At 50.7% G+C, this 19558-nt stretch carries 16 protein-coding genes and 1 riboswitch; of the genes, 1 reads left to right on the top strand and 15 read right to left on the bottom strand.

Features of this window, described 5'->3' with window-relative positions; all coding sequences use genetic code 11:
* Positions 1-39 precede the first annotated feature (39 nt).
* From ACZF99_RS21525 to ACZF99_RS21575, 11 genes are all read right to left on the bottom strand, one after another.
* The gene (locus tag ACZF99_RS21525; RefSeq protein ID WP_483607000.1) at positions 40-1200 is read right to left on the bottom strand and encodes a site-2 protease family protein; all 1161 of its coding nucleotides are present in this window, start codon (positions 1198-1200) and stop codon (positions 40-42) included.
* A 9-nt stretch (positions 1201-1209) separates the two neighbouring features.
* Complete coding sequence (locus tag ACZF99_RS21530; RefSeq protein ID WP_483607001.1) at positions 1210-2649, bottom strand: radical SAM protein; 1440 nt, start codon at positions 2647-2649, stop codon at positions 1210-1212.
* On the bottom strand, positions 2646-4043 hold the full coding sequence (locus ACZF99_RS21535; protein WP_483607002.1) for a radical SAM protein: 1398 nt from the start codon (positions 4041-4043) through the stop codon (positions 2646-2648). Before ACZF99_RS21535 ends, ACZF99_RS21530 begins: the two co-directional genes overlap by 4 nt.
* 254 nt (positions 4044-4297) lie before the next feature.
* Positions 4298-5071, bottom strand: a complete 774-nt coding sequence (locus ACZF99_RS21540) for an SDR family oxidoreductase (RefSeq protein ID WP_483607003.1) — start codon at positions 5069-5071, stop codon at positions 4298-4300.
* A 416-nt stretch (positions 5072-5487) separates the two neighbouring features.
* A complete protein-coding gene (locus ACZF99_RS21545; protein WP_483607004.1) occupies positions 5488-6360 on the bottom strand; it encodes a MetQ/NlpA family ABC transporter substrate-binding protein in 873 nt (290 codons plus the stop codon).
* 64 nt (positions 6361-6424) lie between these two features.
* Complete coding sequence (locus ACZF99_RS21550; RefSeq protein ID WP_483607005.1) at positions 6425-7093, bottom strand: methionine ABC transporter permease; 669 nt, start codon at positions 7091-7093, stop codon at positions 6425-6427.
* Positions 7093-8109 carry a methionine ABC transporter ATP-binding protein gene (locus ACZF99_RS21555; protein WP_483607006.1) on the bottom strand — a complete coding sequence of 339 codons (1017 nt, stop codon included), beginning with the start codon at positions 8107-8109 and terminating at the stop codon, positions 7093-7095. Before ACZF99_RS21555 ends, ACZF99_RS21550 begins: the two co-directional genes overlap by 1 nt.
* A gap of 105 nt (positions 8110-8214) precedes the next feature.
* Positions 8215-8376: riboswitch (SAM riboswitch) on the bottom strand.
* A gap of 96 nt (positions 8377-8472) precedes the next feature.
* On the bottom strand, positions 8473-9189 hold the full coding sequence (locus tag ACZF99_RS21560; protein WP_483607007.1) for a Cthe_2314 family HEPN domain-containing protein: 717 nt from the start codon (positions 9187-9189) through the stop codon (positions 8473-8475).
* Between the two features lie 14 nt (positions 9190-9203).
* Complete coding sequence (locus ACZF99_RS21565; protein WP_483607008.1) at positions 9204-10970, bottom strand: UbiD family decarboxylase; 1767 nt, start codon at positions 10968-10970, stop codon at positions 9204-9206.
* A gap of 144 nt (positions 10971-11114) precedes the next feature.
* Complete coding sequence (locus tag ACZF99_RS21570) at positions 11115-12086, bottom strand: COX15/CtaA family protein (RefSeq protein WP_483607009.1); 972 nt, start codon at positions 12084-12086, stop codon at positions 11115-11117.
* 137 nt (positions 12087-12223) lie between these two features.
* Positions 12224-12592, bottom strand: coding sequence for a thioredoxin family protein (locus ACZF99_RS21575; RefSeq protein WP_483607010.1), 369 nt, complete (start codon positions 12590-12592; stop codon positions 12224-12226).
* Between the two features lie 150 nt (positions 12593-12742).
* Between ACZF99_RS21575 and ACZF99_RS21580 the strand changes: the two genes are divergently transcribed.
* On the top strand, positions 12743-14038 hold the full coding sequence (locus ACZF99_RS21580) for a DUF2515 family protein (protein ID WP_483607011.1): 1296 nt from the start codon (positions 12743-12745) through the stop codon (positions 14036-14038).
* 505 nt (positions 14039-14543) lie between these two features.
* Here the strand turns inward: ACZF99_RS21580 and ACZF99_RS21585 are convergent.
* The 4 genes from ACZF99_RS21585 to ACZF99_RS21600 all read right to left on the bottom strand — a co-directional run bounded on the left by ACZF99_RS21585 (position 14544) and on the right by ACZF99_RS21600 (position 19413).
* Positions 14544-16172 (bottom strand): putative polysaccharide biosynthesis protein, encoded by a 1629-nt coding sequence (locus ACZF99_RS21585; protein WP_483607012.1) that lies wholly within the window; start codon positions 16170-16172, stop codon positions 14544-14546.
* 51 nt (positions 16173-16223) lie between these two features.
* Positions 16224-16709, bottom strand: coding sequence for a DUF456 domain-containing protein (locus tag ACZF99_RS21590; RefSeq protein ID WP_483612882.1), 486 nt, complete (start codon positions 16707-16709; stop codon positions 16224-16226).
* Between the two features lie 13 nt (positions 16710-16722).
* Positions 16723-17439 carry a Cof-type HAD-IIB family hydrolase gene (locus ACZF99_RS21595; protein ID WP_483612884.1) on the bottom strand — a complete coding sequence of 239 codons (717 nt, stop codon included), beginning with the start codon at positions 17437-17439 and terminating at the stop codon, positions 16723-16725.
* Positions 17440-17925: 486 nt separating this feature from the next.
* Positions 17926-19413 carry an IS1182 family transposase gene (locus ACZF99_RS21600; protein ID WP_483606049.1) on the bottom strand — a complete coding sequence of 496 codons (1488 nt, stop codon included), beginning with the start codon at positions 19411-19413 and terminating at the stop codon, positions 17926-17928.
* Positions 19414-19558: the final 145 nt, after the last annotated feature.

The raw sequence follows: 19558 nt of genomic DNA on the forward strand, positions 1-19558 counted from the left end.
CCTTCCTCGTTCGAAAAGTATGGAAGTGGTTTATCGGTTTTATCGGTTTTTAAAGAAATTTTTGCAAAAACTCAATGCAATTATTACAATTGGTATTAATAAAGGTACAAAATCTTTAAAACTGTAATCTTGGGAAGTAATAATAAAAATTATTCGATATAAAAAAGAACCAAGAAGTACAGTAAATAAAATTATTGCTATAAATGTATACATTATGCTCCAGAACTTTTCGCTTTTTCTTACTAATTTATGTTTCGTATTATACAACTGAATCGCTGTATCCTTTTTAAGTATTTTTGCTTTGATCCACAATGTGAAATTTTGAACAATCTTGTTTTTAAGATTGTACTGCCCTAAAAAGTCAGCCAGTAACCAATAGCCGTCTGTATTAGGTAATAAAGGATTTATATTAAAAATCATAGTAGATAATATTAAAATCACTGCGTAATCTAGCCAATATAAATTTAGAAAAGAGCGGCAAAATAATAGGAAGACTAAGAAAATACCTTGAAAATATATTCCTGATACATCAACTATCATTCGTTGCTTTCTATTTATTCTCCATATATTTGTCAAATCAACAAAAAAAGTAGGATAAATAAAGTATAACCCGACTCCTATATCTTTTGGTTTTACTCCGAACTTATAAGATGCAGTCACATGTCCTAATTCGTGGACTAATGTAGAAATAATAAGAATTAAGAAACCTATAATATATGTTCTTAGATCATTCACTGGATCAACTCGTGAATATAAGAAAATATAGCTAAAACAAACTATCAAGCAAAAAATGCTAATGAATAAAAGTGTCTTTTTAGAGAACAAGAACAAGAGCTTCTGAGAAATATGTTGAAGTCGACTTCCATCCATTAAGGGAAAACGAAAAAGTAATTGAGATTTTATATTGGATTTATGTTCTACACTTGAACCAATAACTAATCCATTCGGTATTAGTTTCTTATTAACTAACAATTTAATTTCTTCTTTTTCAATGTAAATGTTTTTTTCACGAAGCTCTTCTATAATGTCTTCATATTTTTTGGTTCCATCAAAGCACTCTATTAACGTAATGATCTTTTGGGATACCTTTAAGTTGACTTCATTATCAAAAGATAAAATATACTGCTCCTTTTCTGAGTTAATATCCAGCGTATCAATACTATAAGGAATAAGTTTAATATTTTCTTTATCCGTATTCATTTTTTAGACCTAGTTACTCGTAATTAATTTGTGCTCAATCGATTTAATATACTCATGTATAGTGGCATGACAATCCTTACAAACAGGTTTTGTAATCGAACCTTTTTGAAGGATATTATTGTAAGCACATGCTCCACCACAAAATAGTGCGACATTACACTTTCTACACTCTTCTGAATTTGTTATATCTTGCATCCAATAATTGATTTTCTTTTCATCAATAAAGTAATTAGGTAAATAAGAGCCTATTACCATATCAGTGTTTCCAACAGCCTCATTGCAAGCATAGATATATCCATCAGCACCAAACACGTAATATTTTCCGGCTCTCGCAGAACAATGCTTAAATATTGGAGCCCCCCCAACACTTCTATTACATTTTTTATCAAGTACATCGCGGTAAGTATAAGTAGAGTCAATTGCATTTTTAATTCTGGAGATTCTTAAGTTTGGATTTGCCCCAAATTGAGCGTTATACTTCTTTTCAAATTCATCGATATTACCAAAGTTCTCCCGAACCCATTTCATCAATTCATCGTCACTAATAAAATCATCATCATAATCCCCATAATGGTATTCTACAGTTGACAACTGCCATACAAATAGTCCTGTATCATTCCATCTCTGTTCTTCTATATATTCAGCCAAATTGATCAAATCCAACAAATTTTTCCTACTAACATTTGTTCTAACACCTACACGCAATCCTTTGGATAAGGCTAAATTAATGTTATTAGTTATTTTACGAAATGTCCCTTTCCCGTTTAAACTTTTCCTACTGATATTATGGATTGCTTCGGTTCCATCTAAAGTAATTTGTAAAAATGAAATATTATCCTTGTACAAGGTAAATATATCAATAAATTTTTCTAAGTAATATCCATTTGTTACACAATCAATTGAAAAATTGTGGTTCTCTACACTTTGCTTAATGATTCTCTCAACAATACTCTTTGTCCCTGGCAATAAGGGTTCACCGCCAAATAAAGTTAATGCATGTCTTTTTAGAGAAAAAGAAGGATCAGTAGCCGCTCCATTAGAGAGAATTTTTGAGATTGCATCAAATAGTTTATCAACTTCCTCATTATTCAATACTTTTGTGCCAATTCGATTATTTAACGGTTCAAAACAATAGGAACATCGAAAATTACACATTAGTGTCGGACATACTGTAAATGAATAACCAAGTTGAGACTTTTGAGAAATTTTTTCGGTAAGCCCTCTAACTTTATAAAGGACAACTTCCTCCTCCATTTCGTTATTAAATACGTATCCTCTACTATAAAAAAAATCAATCGTCTCTTGCGGAACATTATCAATATATTCTACTGTTTTTAACATATCGATTATTTCATGACCAACGACATCAATTGCACCACTGAGTGAATTCAATAAAACATATCGGCCATTAGATAGCTTTTGAAAGTAGTTATACGTGCTCGCTTTCATATAATCTCCTCCTTATCGATAAAATCACTAACAGAGAACAATCTTTCAATCTCCTCTAAAATCATTTGTTCCGGATCAGGACAGATTGGAACGCTTAAGTTACCATTTTTTATCAACGCCTGTGCGGCACATCCACCTCCACATAAGGGTGCACAATTACAAGTTTGACATTTAGTGAGTGAAAAAGAATTAAAATTACTCCATTGATCCATAATATTTCTATCTAGGTCGAACTGGGGGTAGTAGATACCTATATTGAAGCGTGGATCTCCTAGTAAGTCTTCGCAAGGATATATGTAGTTATCTGGGGCAAAAATATATCTAGAGCCTAAAGTGGCATCACAATAATTGAAAACCGGTAAGTATGTCTCCTTTGTAACTTTATATTTCTTTGTCATTCCAGACAAAATATGATAGAACCGAACCATATTAGGACTAATAATAAGTTTATTTGTTTGAATTAAATTTTCAAAGTCGTCAATGGACTCCCATAAAATTTGTAGTATTTCTGCACCCTTCATCAAGTTTTTATCATAATAACAATGTGAATGGTCTTTTACAGGTGCTAAAGATATACTAAAGTTTTCTTTAGCGAACAAACCGTTTTGTTTGTAAAATTGAATTAATAAGTTTACATCGTTAATGTTATCTCGATCCAAGTTCATTCTAATCATAACTGGTATTTTCAAATGTAGAATTTTTTTCACACCATAATTAATTTTCTCAAATGTTCCCTTCCCATTTACTAGGAATCTTCTCTTATCATGGGTTGATTGTAACCCATCTATTGTCACAAGAAGATTAATTATATCCTTATATTCTTTTAGCAACTCAGCAAATTCATTTAGATAATACCCGTTAGTATTAACTCCTATCATAAACTTCTGTTGTTTAGCAAATTCACATATTTGAAGAACTATCTCCTTAGTACTGGGTAAAAATGGCTCACCACCAAAGATATTTATGTAACCATTTTTCTTAGTCATTAGTTGGATCTCTTTAATTGCTTGAAAGATCGAATCAAGTTGCGATTGGTTTAATACATGTGTATTTGAATGCAGTTCCATGTTTTCAAAACAATATGTACATTTGAAGTTACATGCTAAAGTAGGACAAATTATATACTGGACACAATCTTTGTGAGTATGATTACACAACATTCTTTTTATCAAATCGATGCGTCTTTGTTCATCAACCTCATTAACCAAGTGTCCCCGACTAATCATCTGTTCTACAAACTCTTCATTACATTCTTCTTGTACAAGCGTATCTAAATCCTGTTCTAACCGTTTGTACAGACTATTTTGTAAAATATCAATAGCACCAGTGAAAGTATTAATTAGAACTGTATTATTTCCCTTGTTATATTTGATTGCATAATCGCTTAGTTTCATCATTATTCTCCTACTATATGTTTTATTGAAGTATAAAGCATCCTGGTTCAAAATAACTATATCATTTTTATAAATATGGTTATATATAGAATTTTATAGAAAATTAATTATTAAAAGTGATATAATGGTATTGTCTTGTTTTTCCTTTTTGTGTATCTTATACAAATACCAAAATGGCAAAGAAGGAAACGAAAAAAGCACCAAATTCCCACATTGACGGGAACTTGGTGCTCTTTTTTTGAGAGCCAAATTGATTATATCGGCTTGATCCACGGCCGGATCGGATCCAGGCCGCCGGAAATGTCCATGATATTGCCGGTGATGAAATCGGAATCCGAATGGCATAAGAAAGCGATTACGCGGGCGATATCCTCCCCGCTGCCCGGCCTTCCAAGCGGCGTCTCGCGATCGCGTTGGCCCCGCGCTTCCCGGATTGAGATCTCTTTGTTGCCCCCGCGGATATCGCCGGGACAAACCATATTGACGGTGATGCCGTAAGGCGCCTCTTCGACGGCCAGCGTTTTCGTAAAGGAGACCAGCCCGGTCTTCGCCGCGGCGTAGACGGCGCGGTGCGGCCAGGCCCGCGATTCGGCGGCATGGCCGAAGCCGAAATGAATGATTCGCCCCCACCGCTTCTCCCGCATGCCCGGCAGCACGAGATGATCCAGCAGCAGGCTGCCGACCAGGTTTCCCTCGATCATCGCCAGCACCTCGGTCTGGCTGTAATCGGCGAACAGCTTGCGCTCCCGGATAAACGGGCCGGCATTGTTGACCAGAATATCGATCGTTCCCAACTGTTCCCCCACCTGCCAGGTCAGGTCCTCGATTTGTTCGCGGCGCGAGACGTCCGCCTGCACCGCGATGCAGCGAACGCCCATCCGCTCGATCTCGGAACGGAGGGAGAGCGCTTCCGCTTCGCTATGTACGTAATTCAGCGCGATATGGCAGCCTTGCTCCGCCAGCATCAGCGCTGTTTTTTTCCCGAGGCCCTTCGCGCTCCCAGTGATTAAGGCGACTTTCCCTTGCAACGTTCCTCCTCCTCCAGATGCGATTATCTCAAGTATAAAAGATTTGGCGCGTTCCCACAAACAGCTGCGGCGTGACATCCTCCCTTCGATGATGCCGCCCGCCTATCTTCAAATGCATAAGTGCAGTTGATTTTCGCCAAAATGCCCCGCAGTCAGCTCTCAGATGCATAAGTGCATTTAAATTCCCGTAAAACAGATGTTTTCAAGCGAATCGCCACCAACCAGATGCGCTTTTGCATTTCAGTCGGCTTCTATCGGGAATTTGCCGGAGAGGTACTGCAGTTTTGCAGTTGAGGTGAATATGCCGATGCGGACAATGGGTTCTTGCCTTGATCAGGCGGCACCACTTCTCGTCGGCTCCAGCAATAAAAAAATCCCGCTGCATGCGCAGCGGGAACCCTTCAAGCCTAATCATCTTAAAATACCGGAACAAGCGCTCCTTGATACGTGTCGTTGATGAATGTTCTGACCTCATCGGAAGTCAGAGCTTTCGCCAGCTTCTGGATCGCTTCGGAATCCTTGTTGTCCGGGCGGGCGACCAAAATGTTAGTGTACGGCGAATCCTTATCCTCGATGAACAAAGCGTCCTTCGTCGGATTCAGCTTGGCTTCCAGCGCGTAGTTCGTGTTGATCAGCGCCAGATCCACTTCGGCCAATTGACGTGGCAGCATGGCCGCATCGGCTTCGATAAGCTTCAGGTTTTTTGGATTTTCCACGATGTCCTTTTGCGTCGCGGTGATGCCGGCATCGTCCTTCAGTTTGATCAGCCCTTGCTTTTGCAGCAGCAGCAGCGCGCGGCCGCCGTTGGTCGGGTCGTTCGGGATCGCGACTTTCGCGCCGTCCGGAATTTCGTCCGCAGATTTGTATTTGTTGGAGTATGCGCCAAACGGTTCAACGTGAACGCCTACAACCGGAACGAGGTCAAACTTGTTTTGCGCGTTTTGTTCGTCGAGATAAGGCTGATGCTGGAAGTAGTTGGCGTCCAGTTCTTTTTCGAACAGCTGCACGTTCGGCTGCACATAATCGGTAAACTCCTTGACTTCCAGTTCCACGCCTTCTTCCTTCAGCTGCGGCGCGATAAATTTCAAAATATCGGCGTGCGGCACCGTAGCGCCCACAACGAGTTTCACCGGCTCGGCTGCGGTTTCGTTCTCCGCATTCCCTTCGGCAGCCGGAGCGTTGCCCTCCGCCGCATTTCCCGCACCGTTGTTGGCGGCATTGTTGGTGCCGCAAGCGGCCAGCACCAGTACCAAAACGAGCGTCAACAAAGATAAAGTCCATTTTTTCATTGCAAATTTCTCCCCCTTAAAAGTGTGTTTTTGAATAAGGATTTCTTATCTATTTGGTATTTCCTTATTTCCGCGTAAAAAAGATCACCAGCCGGTCGCCCAGCATTTGCAGCACCTGCACCAGAATGACCATGAAAATAACCGACACGATCATGATTCCCGTCTCATACCGGTAGTAACCGTAACGGATCGCCAGATCGCCGAGTCCGCCGCCGCCGACCATCCCCGACATCGCCGTGTAGGACACCAGCGTCACGACGGTGATCGTCATGCCCGCGATCAGACCGGGTAGCGATTCCGGCAGCAGCACCTTGCGAATGATCTGGAACGAGGAAGCGCCCATTGCCTGGGAGGCTTCGATCACGCCCCGATCCACCTCGCGCAGCGCCGTCTCCACCAGCCGGGCAAAGAACGGAGCCGCTCCGATCACTAGCGGCGGAATCGTTCCCTCCACGCCGGTGGATACGCCCATGATCGCCCGCGTGACCGGAATCAACGCGACGATCAGGATGATGAACGGAACCGAACGAAGGATGTTGACGACGAGCGAAATTAACCGGTAAACCCATCCCAATACCAAGGATTGGGAACGCGAGAAAGTGAACAGCAGCACCCCGAGCGGAAGACCGATCACGAAGGTGAACAAAGTCGCGTAACCCATCATTTCCAACGTATCCAGCGTGGCGGCGCCCATCTCCGACCAATCGATCGTTCCGAAATCCAGTCCTCCCATTAATCGATCACCTCCACGTCAAGATCGCGTTCCCGCAGCAGCGCAAGCGTGCGCTCCACCCGGTCGTCTTCGCCTTCGAACGATACGGTCAGTTGACCGTATGGGGTATCCTTGATCGTTGATATCGTTCCTTGCAGGATGGCGAAGTTGACGCCGGTTTCCCGCACGACCTGGGATAACACCGATTCGTAGGTTTTCGCCCCCAGGAACGTGATTTTGACCAGCCGCGACCCTTCGGGATGCGGCAGCGAGGCAGCCAGCCTCACGCCCTCTTCCCCGGCCGACTCCCGGTAGATAAACTCCCGGGTCACCGGATGCTTCGGTTTGAGGAACACTTCCGTCACCGGCCCTTGCTCCACGATGCCGCCTTCATGAATGACCGCCACGCGGTCGCAGATGCTTTGGATAACGTGCATCTCGTGCGTGATCAGCAGAATCGTCAGTTGGAACCGCTTGTTGATGTCCAGCAGCAGCTTCAAGATGGAGTCCGTCGTCTGCGGGTCGAGCGCCGAGGTGGCCTCGTCGCACAGCAGCACATCGGGATCGCTGGCCAACGCCCGGGCGATACCGACCCGCTGCTTCTGGCCGCCGGACAACTGCGCCGGATACTTGTGACGGTGCTCCTCCAGCCCAACCAAGGCGAGCAGTTCATTCACCTTCTCCGCGATGGCCGCCTTCGGCGTTCCGATCAGCGTTAGCGGAAAAGCGATATTATCGTAAACGGTGGCCGAAGAGAGCAGGTTGAAATGTTGAAAAATCATCCCGATCTTGCGCCGCCGCTGTTGAAGCTCACGCTTGCCGAGCTTCGTCAACTCGACTCCGCCAACCCACACCTCGCCTTTGGTCGGGCGCTCCAGCAAATTGATGCAGCGAATCAACGTGCTTTTGCCCGCGCCGGAATGGCCGATGACGCCGAAGATTTCTCCTTTGCGAACGCTCAGGTTCAACCCGGACAGCGCAGTGGTCGCCGTTTTTTTCGTGCCGTATATTTTCGTAATCCCTTTAAGTTCGATCAAGCGGCTAACCTCCTGTACCTAGCATGAACAATTATCGATCGGCGTATGAAAAAAGAAAGAGCCCCTCACAGATTCAAAGGGCTCTCTTTACGTAAAGACAATGCCTTCTCATCTGCCAAAACCATCTGCGTCCATACGCATCGGTTTTGAAGGAATTAGCACCATGACATTCGGTCCCGTGACGAACGCGGCTTCACACTTCCGCATCACGGACGAATCGGTTGCTGGGCTTCATCGGGCCTTTCCCTCCGCCTCTCTCGATAAGAAAAATATGAAATTATAGAGTCGTATACTGAAACTATTGATGAGTATAAAGAGTTTTGACCGTTTTGTAAAGAGGGAAAAAATGAACGGCTGACCTTCTCAGTCCGCCGCTATTTTTTTCCATCGCAGATTGACGTAGTCGAACACCGTGAAATACGTGTCGCAAACCATGCGGTAACCCTGCTCCAGGTCGCGGATATGCTGGTCCAGATCCTCCAGGGCGACTTTCCCGTACAACGCCTGATGCCGCTGCCACAAATCGTCCTTCATCTCTGAATTCATGTAATGAATCTCCGTGTTTCTCCGGCTCCGCAGAACGCCAAGCGCTTCCCGGTAGGTCTCCTTAATGGCGGACAACCGGTTTCCGAGCTCGGTATGCGTCTTCAGATAAGCGAACTGGCGCAGTACGGTAAAATACGAAAAACGCGTCTTCACCTTCGCCGTATTCAAATCGAACAGCTCGTTCAGCACCGTCCCGAGCTTGTCCAGCGCCGAAAATACGCGAATGAAACCGTCCTTGTAAAAGTACACGTACCTCGCGTAATCGGTCCGTTCGACCGTGTCCATGTCCTCGACAAATTCGGTCCGCACCTTTTTGCGGAAAAAGGCGGCCGCATATAGACATTGTTCGAGCTCATCCAACGAAGAGATCAAGCCGTGCACCCAAATCTCCAGCTTGCGGAAATCATGCGAAGGATCCTGATGCTCTTTGATTTCCTTTTGCAGCAGCCGGGTCGTTTGCACCATCGCGTCGATCGTTTCGGCCAGCCGTCCCTCGTTTTGCCGAGGCGGCTCGCCAAGCAAGCTTCGCAGCATAAGCATCCCCCGATTCACAGAAAGTAGGATTTCCAACGCTGATCCACCAAGGACACGATGTCCTCTTGCGGGAACAGCTCGTCCGGATAACCCGGTTTCATGCGGGCATCGATGACCAGCGGCAGACCGTAGGCCAGATGATGCTGGCGGATCTCGGAGGCGGCGTAAATGTCGCTAGCCGGGTTAAACCGCGTAAACACCGTCCACAGGAACGCCGTCTGATCATGCGCCGCCGCTTCGGCGTTATCCACCAGCACCACAAGCGGCCAAGCGGTCCCGCGCTCGCGTAGACGGCCAAGCAGCCGCCCGGCAAGCTCCGGCTCGTCCTCATAGGATGCACCGGAAACGACAAGACATCCGTCATGAAAAACTTGGATGCGGTCGATTTCGGCGAGCTCGCCTTCCTCATACGTACGGGGCAGTTCCCGCACCGGATCGCCAACGCCGATCAAAATCGCTTTGCTGCCGTGGTTCAGCTTATGGCCGGTATAATCCAGCGTATCATGCGAGGTGTTGTTGAGAATAAACAGATCCGTCCGCGGATCGAAACGCTCCAACACCGTCTTGAGCAGCAGGCGGAAATCCGCCAGATCGATCGGCTTGTCCGTCAGCATGAGGAATTTGGTCAGCGAGAGCTGGCCTTCCCCCAGGATGCGGAACGCCGATACGAGCGCCTCGCGGGAGTAGCTTTCGCGAACCACAGCGGAGCTCAACGCGTGAAATCCGCTCTCCGCATACGTCCACAGGGAGCGCACATTCGGCATGACGATCGGGAATGCCGGCGACAGCAGCTTTTGCAGGAAATCGCCCAGGTAATAATCCTCTTGCCGCGGCTTGCCGACGATCGTCGCCGGATAGATGGCGTCCTTCCGATGCCACATATGGTTGACGTGCAGCACCGGGAATTCATGCTGCAAGGAATAGTAGCCGAAATGATCGCCGAACGGGCCTTCGAGTCGGCGTTCATGCGGCGGGACCAGCCCGGAAATGGCGAACTCCGACTCGGCCGGAATGCGGTGGCCGCCCAGCGGGTTTTCCGCCATCGGCAGCTTTTCGCCCAAAATGAAGGAAGCGACCAAAAGCTCCGACAAATGCTCGGGCACCGGCGAAATCGCCGAGGCGATCATGGCCGGCGGCCCGCCCAGGAACACGGAAACCGGCAGCGGCTCGCCGCGTTTCTCGGCCTCGTGGTAGTGGAATCCGCCGCCTTTTTGGATTTGCCAGTGCACCCCGGTCGTCTGGTCGTCATATAACTGAATCCGGTACATGCCCAGGTTGTTTTCTTTCGGCTGCAGCGGATTTTCGGTGTAGACGAGCGGCAGCGTGATAAACGGACCGCCGTCCTTCTGCCAGCTCGTGACCTTCGGCAGATCCTTCAGCGGCGCCTCCGTCCGGCAAACCTCCAGTATGGGGGCTTCATTTTTGGATACGGTTTTCATGCCGATCTTTAGCACATCGCGGATGAGTCCGCGTTCGTTCCAAATCGCTTTGGGGGAAGGCGGCAGCAGCTTATGTATCGCCTCGACCAACTGGTTAGCAAGCATTTCGGGACGGGGGCCAAAAGCCATCTCCACCCGGCGAGGCGTTCCAAACAGATTGGTTGCCACCGGGAACGGCGTTCCTTTCACATTGGTAAACAGTAAGGCCGGGCCGCCATCGTCGATGACCCGCCGGTGAATTTCAGCCAACTCCAGATAAGGGTCGACCGGCACGTCGATGACGGCCAGGTCGTTTTCTTTTTGCAGCGCATCGATCCATTGCCGCAAGTTCTTATAACTCATCTCTATGATCCTCCTAAAAGACGGGGTGTCTCCCGATCATTACATCCGTTATAGACAAAAGTATACCTTACCCAAGCGGTCCCTTGGGTGCCCGTCATTCTACAGATTCATGACAATCGCAGCAGCATTGCCCTGTGGCGGACCTTATACCGCCTTGCCGGCAGGCGGCGCCTGTACCTCGATCGCTCGGCTAAGCTGCCAAGTCCGAACGCTTAAGTAGCATAAGACCCCAAACAAAGCGGCCAGCACGACAATGTGCGCCAGCGAAGCGAACAGATACACGTGATAATTCGTTAGCGTCAGCACGATGCTCGCCCCGGTGAACACCTGAACGATCACCAGCAGCGTCGCGGCGAGCCCAAGCTTACGGATTTCCGGCAGTCCGGGATGCTTGCGGTATGCAAAATGTCCGACCGTTGCGATTACAATCAACAGCAAGGCGGCCGCGACCCGATGCATAAAGGCGATGCCTTCCCCTCCGGACAATCCGGGAACAAGCTTCCCGTTGCATAACGGCCAACCGCTGCACCCGCCGGCCGAATCCGTATGGCTGACATACGCGCCGATATAAACGACGACATAGGTGTAGCCGGTCGCCAGCCAAGTCAGGTTGCGGAATGCTTTCGATACGCGGGCTGGCGGGGCAGCAGCAGAAGACTGCTTCGCACTGACTTGTCCGCGTTCCTCCTGACGGACGCCCAGCACCAGCATGATCGAGTTGGCGAAGGCGATCAACGAAAACCCGAAATGCAGCGCCATAACAGCGGACGATGTAGGATAAATCACCGCCATCGCTCCCATAACGGCCTGTACCATGACGAAGATCAGCGCCAGCAGGGAGTACATCCGCAGGTCTTTACGATTCTTCCGATAGAACCAAAAGGCGACGAATGCCGCCAAAGAGACCAATCCGGCCGCCCCGCTGACGGCACGGTGGGAATATTCGATCATCGAAGCAAGGGTATGAGCAGGAACAAATTTTCCGTGGCACAGCGGCCAATCGTTGCCGCAGCCCAGTCCCGATTCCGTTTTGGTCACGACGCTGCCGCCCAGCGTGGCGAGGAACATCACAAAACAGGAAGCATAACTGAGCCATTTCAAATATTTCGTATTCAAACGGTTCACACCTTTTAGTTAATCGCTAAATCCCTTTCATTATAACCGATTAAGTCATCTCTTTCATAGAAAATGTTGAAAAATAGACACCGCCGCAAGGAAATCTCCTGCGGCGGTGTGAGAAATATAACGGCGTCTTATAATGTATCCCGAGTCTCCGGCGTGTCGTGTAGGGTGTGATACACGTCCAAAGCTTGGTTCAGAAAATGCTCGATTTCCTCGCGGGATTTGCGCAATTTGTTGACGAAACGAACCAACTCCCGTCCGTCGGTATAAGCGACGAAGCTCGGTATACCCAGGATATTTTGCTCCTGGCTGACATCGCCGACCTGATCGACATCCACTTCGATCAACGTTAAACGTCCGGCGTATTTCTCCTCGACTTCGGGCATAAAAGGATCTATAAATTTGCAATCCCCGCACCAGTCGGCTTTGAATACGGCCACGATCAAGTTGCTGGATTGGATGCTGACCTGAAATTCCGCGGGAGACGTTATCTTTTTCATAAGGCAATCCTTCCTTTCCTTCAGAGTACTTCCAGTCAACCAAAAGCGGGAGTGGAAGTCAAATCTTTAGGGAATACTAATACCGTATTATTCCTTGCCGGCCGCTGAATATTCGGTTGCTCGATCGATGAGAAGGGAGGGCGGAACCGCATGGATCACCCCCGTCAGGGCGAGGGGAAGGCGATCGATTTGCGAAGATTGATGTTCCGCCTGCCCGCCGCGATCTCAACCATGCTCAGAAGCAAAACCGCCTCGCTCTCCGACTCGTCCCGAATGCGGAAAGAGACGGTTTCTTTGGGCTGGAGCGAAGCGGCCGCCCGCACGGTGATCGCCGAAATCGAAGAGCAATTGCGGCGTTCCAAGGTGTCCCGGCCAGCGCCAGCCGAAGAGGAGTACAGCGCTGAGGATCTGCGGCTGGCCGAAGCCATCGCGGAGGAAACGCGGTTGGCCGGGGCAAGCAACATCAGCCGGACGGCGGCATATCTCGCCTGCTACCAAGCCTGTCCCGAGCTGCATTGGGCCTTCCTCGCGCACATGGTCTCACGCAATGCCGGCTGGAACATGACGGACCTGCACAGCAGCCGAATGGCCGATGTGATCGACGCCGAAGAGAAGCGGCTCACCTACCGGTTTCTGGAGCGGAGCAACGCTTTGATCTTCCAGGACGCCTACCCGCAGCTCAGATTGTATATGAAGAGCCGGGAGCTTGGGGCCAGCCGATTCCATCTGCTTCCGTATTTTCAGGTCTCCCGCTTCATGCGGCCGTTCTGGGAGCGGTTTTGGATCGACCGCGGCAGCGCCTTGCTTACCGTCGGACTGATCATCAACGAGCAGAACTATATCGAGAAACGCGTCGTGCGCCATCCTTACTTCCAGAAATACGTCACAGGGAAAATAAACTTTCGCCTGTTCAGCCTGGCCGGATTAAACCAGGTGGTGTTCCCGCTGAGCGAACAGGCGGAGGACGGGGCTGCCGCCGGGAAGGCGCGCCGCCTTTCGGGGCGCACCGTCTCCGACTTCGGCAGCCTGCCGGACCGCATCGCGTTAGGCAAAAGCCTGTACGCGATGCTGATGGGCTACCGCGCCGTGCGCAGCGGCGCGGAGCGGTTCGCCGCGAGCGTGCCGCACAGCGGCTCGCGGGCGGATTATTGGCCGGAGCTGTTCACGGCCAATTTGGAAGAAGCTCTGACCGCCAAGGTGCAGGGGTCAGAGCTTCTGGCGCAAGAGACGCTGCCGCCGGGCCAGCGTCTGTACAGCCCCAAGCTGCTGAGCGCTTGGGGCGACACCGCCTATGAGCCAATCTCCCGGGAGGATTGGCTCAAGGATACCCGCGCGCTGGACGGCATCAGCGCGCCGAAGGCGCCGTTCCTGTGCGACATCAGCCGCGCGCACCGGAACGGCATCCTTGAGACCGCATTACTGCACGATGCGGTGGAGGAGCGCTGACCCTGGCCACGGAGGGGGGCGGGCCCCCCTTCTCCGGCTTATTTTGCACCATTATCCCGTATGATCAGGTAACACTACAACAAGCCAATCGGGAGCTTCCCCTGCCACTCCTACTTCCCTGAACCAAAGGGATAATCGTGCAATGGGTGGCACACAGTAAGTACACTGGGACGGGAGCATCCCCTGCCACTCCTACCTCCCTGAACCAAAGGGATAATCGTGCAAAACGGCGGCACACATAAGAACACAGGACGGGAGCATCCCCTGCCACTCCTACCTCCCTGAACCAAAGGGATAATCGTGCAATGGGCGGCACACAGTAAGTACACTGGGACGGGAGCATCCCCTGCCAACTCCTACTTCCCTGAACCAAAGGGATAACCATGCTAAGGGTCGCACACATAAGAACACTGGGCGAGAGCATCCCCTACCATTCTTACCTCCCTGAACCAAAGGGATAATCGTGCAATGGGCACCAAACGTTAAAGTACGGGAGGAGTAATCCTCACCCCACCTGCCGTCCTCCGCGCTGCAACCGCATGAGCGGGGACAGCACCTTGCGCAGCGGCGCCGGATAACCGGCCAGCTCGTCCTTTCGGACCACGCGCAGCAAGATGAGCAGCACCGGATACAGCGCGACGACCGCCACGCCAACGATGCAGCAGGTCAGGAAGAAAGCAACGCGCGCAGGCATCAGCTCTACCATTTGGATCCCGGCCTGGTTCAAGCCATAACCGACCCCCGACAATGCGACGACCGTCACCAGGAACCCGCCCCAGCGGCTGCCCATCAGGGAGAACGGGACGATTTGCTTCATCGCCCGCACGTTCAACAGCGTGATCACGAAGAAGCAGAGCCCGGTGGCGATAACGATGCCATAAATCCCCCAAAACTGCGCAAGCACATAGCTGGCTGCCAGCTTGACGAGAACCCCGATCCCCACGTGTACCATCGACAGATTGGCTTTACCAACCCCAAGCAGGATCGAATTGCTAGTCATCATCGTGATCTGAAAAATGGTCGCGAACGTCAGCAACGCCACAATGCTGCTGCCGTCCAGGGTACTGAACAGCAACCCGTTCACGGAATAGGCCGCCGTTCCCAGCGCGAGGATGATCGGCATTCCGCTCAGCACCGCAACCCGCATGGCCAACGTAACCTGACGCCGCAGATGCTCTTCGTCCTTCCGCGCATAAGCGGCCGAAATGATCGGCACCAGCGATTGGCTTAGCGCGATCGCCAAGATCGGCGGAATGCCGGCGATCATCTGCGCGCGGTTCCCGAGAATGCCAAGGATGTACGTGGCTTGATCGGAACCGATTTGCCCGGTCAGCAGCGGCTTCAGAATCGAGTTGTCGATGAAGTTGACGGCCGGTACCGCCAGCGCAGTCAACACGATCGGAATCGACAGCTTGAAAATCTCCGCATAAATCCGCTTAAACGAAAGCCGCCCGGCCCCCTTCTCCGGCGGCCCTTGCCGCTCGGCCTGGTCCTGCCGCTGCAATTTCATGCTGTAGACGAGCATGACGACCAGCGCCGCCACCCCTCCGAGCACCGCGCCGAACGTCGCGCCCGCCGCGATCCGCTCGCCCGAGTACCCCCAATGAAACAGCACAAACGCCAAAATAATGCCGGTAGCCACCCGCACTATTTGCTCGATGACCTGTGAGACGCCTCCGGCGATCATGATGTTCCGCCCCTGCAAATATCCGCGGATCATCGCGATCAGCGGAAACAGCAGCAGTGCCGGGGCTAGTGCGCGGATGGCGACGACCGATTCCGGAACGCCGGAAGCCTTGGCATAATAGGGCGCCAGCGCAAACAGCAGCCCGAACATAACCACGCCCGCCACGCCCGCAAATAAAAGCGCCGCCTGGTAGACGCGACGCGCTTCCTCCGGCCGACCCAGCGCATGCCGCTCCGATACCATTTTGCTCAACGTACTGGGAATGCCAGCCGTCGCCAGAGTTAACAGCATGAAATAAGCCGCATTCGCTTGAGAATAGGACGCGTTCCCGACGTCGCCGAGGATATGCTCCAGCGGAACGCGCTGGAATAAGCCAAGCACCCTCGCGATCAGCGCGGCCCCCGCCAAAATTAACGTGCCCTTAATGAACGATTCCTTCTTGGACAAAACCGATTCCTTCTTTCCCGCAATCCTGATGAGTGCAATCTGAAATATAAGTTAAAACGCAATGATCCAGATGATGAAGGCGACGATCATGACCAGTTGCAAAATCACCTTAACGACCATGCTGCTAAATAAGCCGACGACCGAGCCGATACCAACCTTAAACGACTTGGACAGCGATTCGCCTTTGATCAATTCCCCGATCATCGCGCCAAGCAGCGGCCCCAGTACCAAGCCGAACGCCGGGATAACAAACGGGCCGACGATAATGCCGATCGTGCTGAGCCATACCGACAGCTTGCTGCCGCCGAATTTCTTAACGCCCCAGGCCCCGACCGCATAATCCGCCACCATTAACACGACGACGATCAGCGTTTGCAGGATCCAGAAGAATGCGTTAAACGGTTCAAACGAGAAAAACCACCCGTATACGAAAAAGGCAAAATATACGGCAAGCACCCCGGGCAATACGGGATACACCGCTCCGGCCATGCCCACGGCAAACAAGGCGATCACCAGAATCCATCCAAGCACGGTCAGCGCCATCTGCTTCTCACTCCCCCGTCAAAATATAATCCCGGATAATCCAAGCAATTCCGTCCTCATTATTCGACGCGGTGACGACATCGGCCTTCTCTTTTACGGTCTCCTGGGCATTGCCCATCGCCACGCCAAGCCCGGCGGCTTCAATCGCGGCCAAGTCGTTCAAGCTGTCCCCGATCGCCACGACTTCGGACATCTCCAGCCCCAGCAGTCCGCAAACGGTCGCAATTCCGCTGGCTTTGCTGATTCCCTTCGGGTTGATTTCCAGATTATGCGGGGATGAATTCGTGATTTCAAGGCCGCCCATATCCTGCAGCTGTCGCATAATCTCCCCGCGTACCGCGTCATCCTCGGTAAAATAACCAAACTTCATCCACTGGTTCCGCTCCAAAAACTCCGGTCTCCAGTTCGTTTCGTTGTAGCTTCCCTCCACCGCGTAGGCCCAAAACCAGACCTGCTTTTCCCGGGAAATGTCGTACATTCGCGAAACCAAAGACCGATCAAGCAGCAGACGGCGGTACAGTTCATGCGGCGACTTCCAAACCTCGCTCCCATTCACCGTAATCATCGGCGTACCAAGATCCAGTTGATCGCCGTAAGGAATCGCCTCCCGATACCCGCGCCCCGTCGACAAGCAGACATGAACCCCGGCTGCTGCCGCCTTGCGGATCCAGCGTTCCGTCTCCGGCGTAATTTGCTGCTCATCATTGAGCAGCGTTCCATCCATATCGAGCGCCAACAGTTTGTATTTCAACAACAGACAGCTCCCCTATCCGCAAAATTCTTGATCTCTAAACAGCACACCGCCATTTTACCATAATCCCGGAACCCCAACAAAGCTTCGGCAAAAGCGGGCAGGCTGACCGGTGGCTCGTCGGTCGCAACCTGTCATAGCTTGCGAGCCGCTATTGCATCATATCGGCTCCTTCCGGCATTGCCGGCATCCCACCCTCTCATGCGAAAGCTCCCCCGCTCATCGACGCTCCAGTCAAAACGCGCGTCGCCGGTTCGGCATTTCAACGCCCGCTCACTGTTTCAGCAAAGGAAGGCAGCGGGCAACTGTACAAGCTGGAGAGTGAAGCAGATGCGCTCGGGCGGGGCGATCAAAAAAAGAGCTCCCAAGCGGAGAGCCCTGCAAAAGCCTCGTTTCTAGGTTATTGGGGGCTCGGAACTGGAAAATAAATTCGATAAAACGGAAAAAGCAGCTTCATCCTCACCCGAGGATGGGCTGCTTTTGCTCTTTTAACTTCACCATCCGTTTTACGTTTACAACAAACGCGGTGAGGTAGGCTTGTATTCGCATGCGGAAGAGACCCCGGTACCTGGCTGTATCCATACCGTGGAATCTCTTCATTTCCGCGTTCTTGTGTTCAATGATCGGTCTGCGCTTGATTCGTTCCTTGAACGTATCACTGAACTCGAACTCGATCTGTTCCTTATAATGTTCGGCGATGATCCGAATCGAGTAAGTCTTACTCTTGGCGCCCGGCTTGTAGCATCCTTCGCGCAGCGGACAGGTTTTGCATTTCTCGACGTCAAAGTAAAAGACGAGTGATCGGCTCTCTCCGCTGGTCTTGCTGCCTTGAATCGCCTTCCGTTTGTTTCGCTCACCGGCCGGACAAACGACGAAATCGGCATCCTTGTTATACTCGAATCCTTCTTGACGCTCGCCCCCTTCGTGGACAATTGGGTTTAAGGGCACGACAGGCGATATGGTTTCCTTTTTCATTCTCGCCAGATTATCCTTGCCCGAATAGGCGGTATCCGCAATGATTTCGTTTACGGTTACACCGTTTGCTGTGGTTTGTTCGAGCAATGCCGGTAATTGCTTGCCGTCGTCAGTGCTTCCCGGTGTTACCTCCAGCGCGGTAATGATCTCTTCCTCCGTCATGGCGATATGTTCTTTGTAGCCAAAGAACGATTTGCTACTACTCTTCCAGCCGAAACGTGCATCCGGGTCGATGGCGGAGAGAATCCCCTTTTGTGAGAGGAGTCGCTCATCCTCGATGATTTGTTTGGCGATGCCCAGTTTCTCACTCACCGCTCCTTCATGGTCCGGAAGCAGTTCCTCCACGGTCTCTCCCAGTTGCGCCAAGTAGGTCAGCATGGTTTTCTCCGCTTCCGTATCTTCGCTTTTAACGGAGGGCAGCTTAGGTAGTTTCTTCTCCAACTTGGGGTGGCGTTTGACTACGACGCGAAACAGACGCTTGGCCGCGTCACGCAGCACGTCGAACGGCTTTTGTTTTGGGCTGCCGGCCCGTGTATGCGTGGCATCCAGGATAATGGTTTTGCTTTTGACTAAGCCTTGCTCAATGCATTGACTGACTACATGCTTCAGTACGTCTTCGACCTGACTTGCTCCTAGCCGGTGATTACGAAACCGCGACAGCTGGGAGGCGTCTGGCAGCGGATCCTCCGGATTGATCCCGAGAAACCACTTGTAAGCCAGATTCACCTCAGCTTCCTGAATCATTCGCTCATCCGAGAGGTTGTACAGGATCTGTAAGAACAGCAGGCGAAACAACAGTTCCGGCTCGTTTGCCGGTCTGCCGTAATACTTGCAGTAGGAATCCTCCACTAGTTCGTATACAAATCCGAAATCCACCGCAGCATCGATCTTGCGAAGCAGATGGTCTTCCGGCACAAGCTGATATAGCTCCGCATGGAATGATGCGGTTAGTTGTCTGGCTGGCTGCAGCAAAACGGCTCAACTCGCTTCTCTTTTTCTTCCAGTATACAGCAAACCCAGCACCGAAGGGGTACTGGGTTGCTTTTTACAGAAACTGTATTCGTTTTGCAGGGCTCTCCAAGCGGAAGAAACCTTCTCGCTATTGGGGAGCCCTTAA

Source organism: Paenibacillus sp. JL3B1040, from assembly GCF_057063165.1.

What these genes read in the sequence shown, in the direction of transcription:
- ACZF99_RS21525 (WP_483607000.1), bottom strand. Translation starts at nt 1,200, where the DNA reads ATGAATACGGATAAAGAAAATATTAAACTTATTCCTTATAGTATTGAT.
- ACZF99_RS21530 (WP_483607001.1), bottom strand. Translation starts at nt 2,649, where the DNA reads ATGAAAGCGAGCACGTATAACTACTTTCAAAAGCTATCTAATGGCCGA.
- ACZF99_RS21535 (WP_483607002.1), bottom strand. Translation starts at nt 4,043, where the DNA reads ATGAAACTAAGCGATTATGCAATCAAATATAACAAGGGAAATAATACA.
- ACZF99_RS21545 (WP_483607004.1), bottom strand. Translation starts at nt 6,360, where the DNA reads ATGAAAAAATGGACTTTATCTTTGTTGACGCTCGTTTTGGTACTGGTG.
- ACZF99_RS21550 (WP_483607005.1), bottom strand. Translation starts at nt 7,093, where the DNA reads ATGGGAGGACTGGATTTCGGAACGATCGATTGGTCGGAGATGGGCGCC.
- ACZF99_RS21560 (WP_483607007.1), bottom strand. Translation starts at nt 9,189, where the DNA reads ATGCTGCGAAGCTTGCTTGGCGAGCCGCCTCGGCAAAACGAGGGACGG.
- ACZF99_RS21565 (WP_483607008.1), bottom strand. Translation starts at nt 10,970, where the DNA reads ATGAGTTATAAGAACTTGCGGCAATGGATCGATGCGCTGCAAAAAGAA.
- ACZF99_RS21575 (WP_483607010.1), bottom strand. Translation starts at nt 12,592, where the DNA reads ATGAAAAAGATAACGTCTCCCGCGGAATTTCAGGTCAGCATCCAATCC.
- ACZF99_RS21580 (WP_483607011.1), top strand. Translation starts at nt 12,743, where the DNA reads ATGGATCACCCCCGTCAGGGCGAGGGGAAGGCGATCGATTTGCGAAGA.
- ACZF99_RS21595 (WP_483612884.1), bottom strand. Translation starts at nt 17,439, where the DNA reads ATGGATGGAACGCTGCTCAATGATGAGCAGCAAATTACGCCGGAGACG.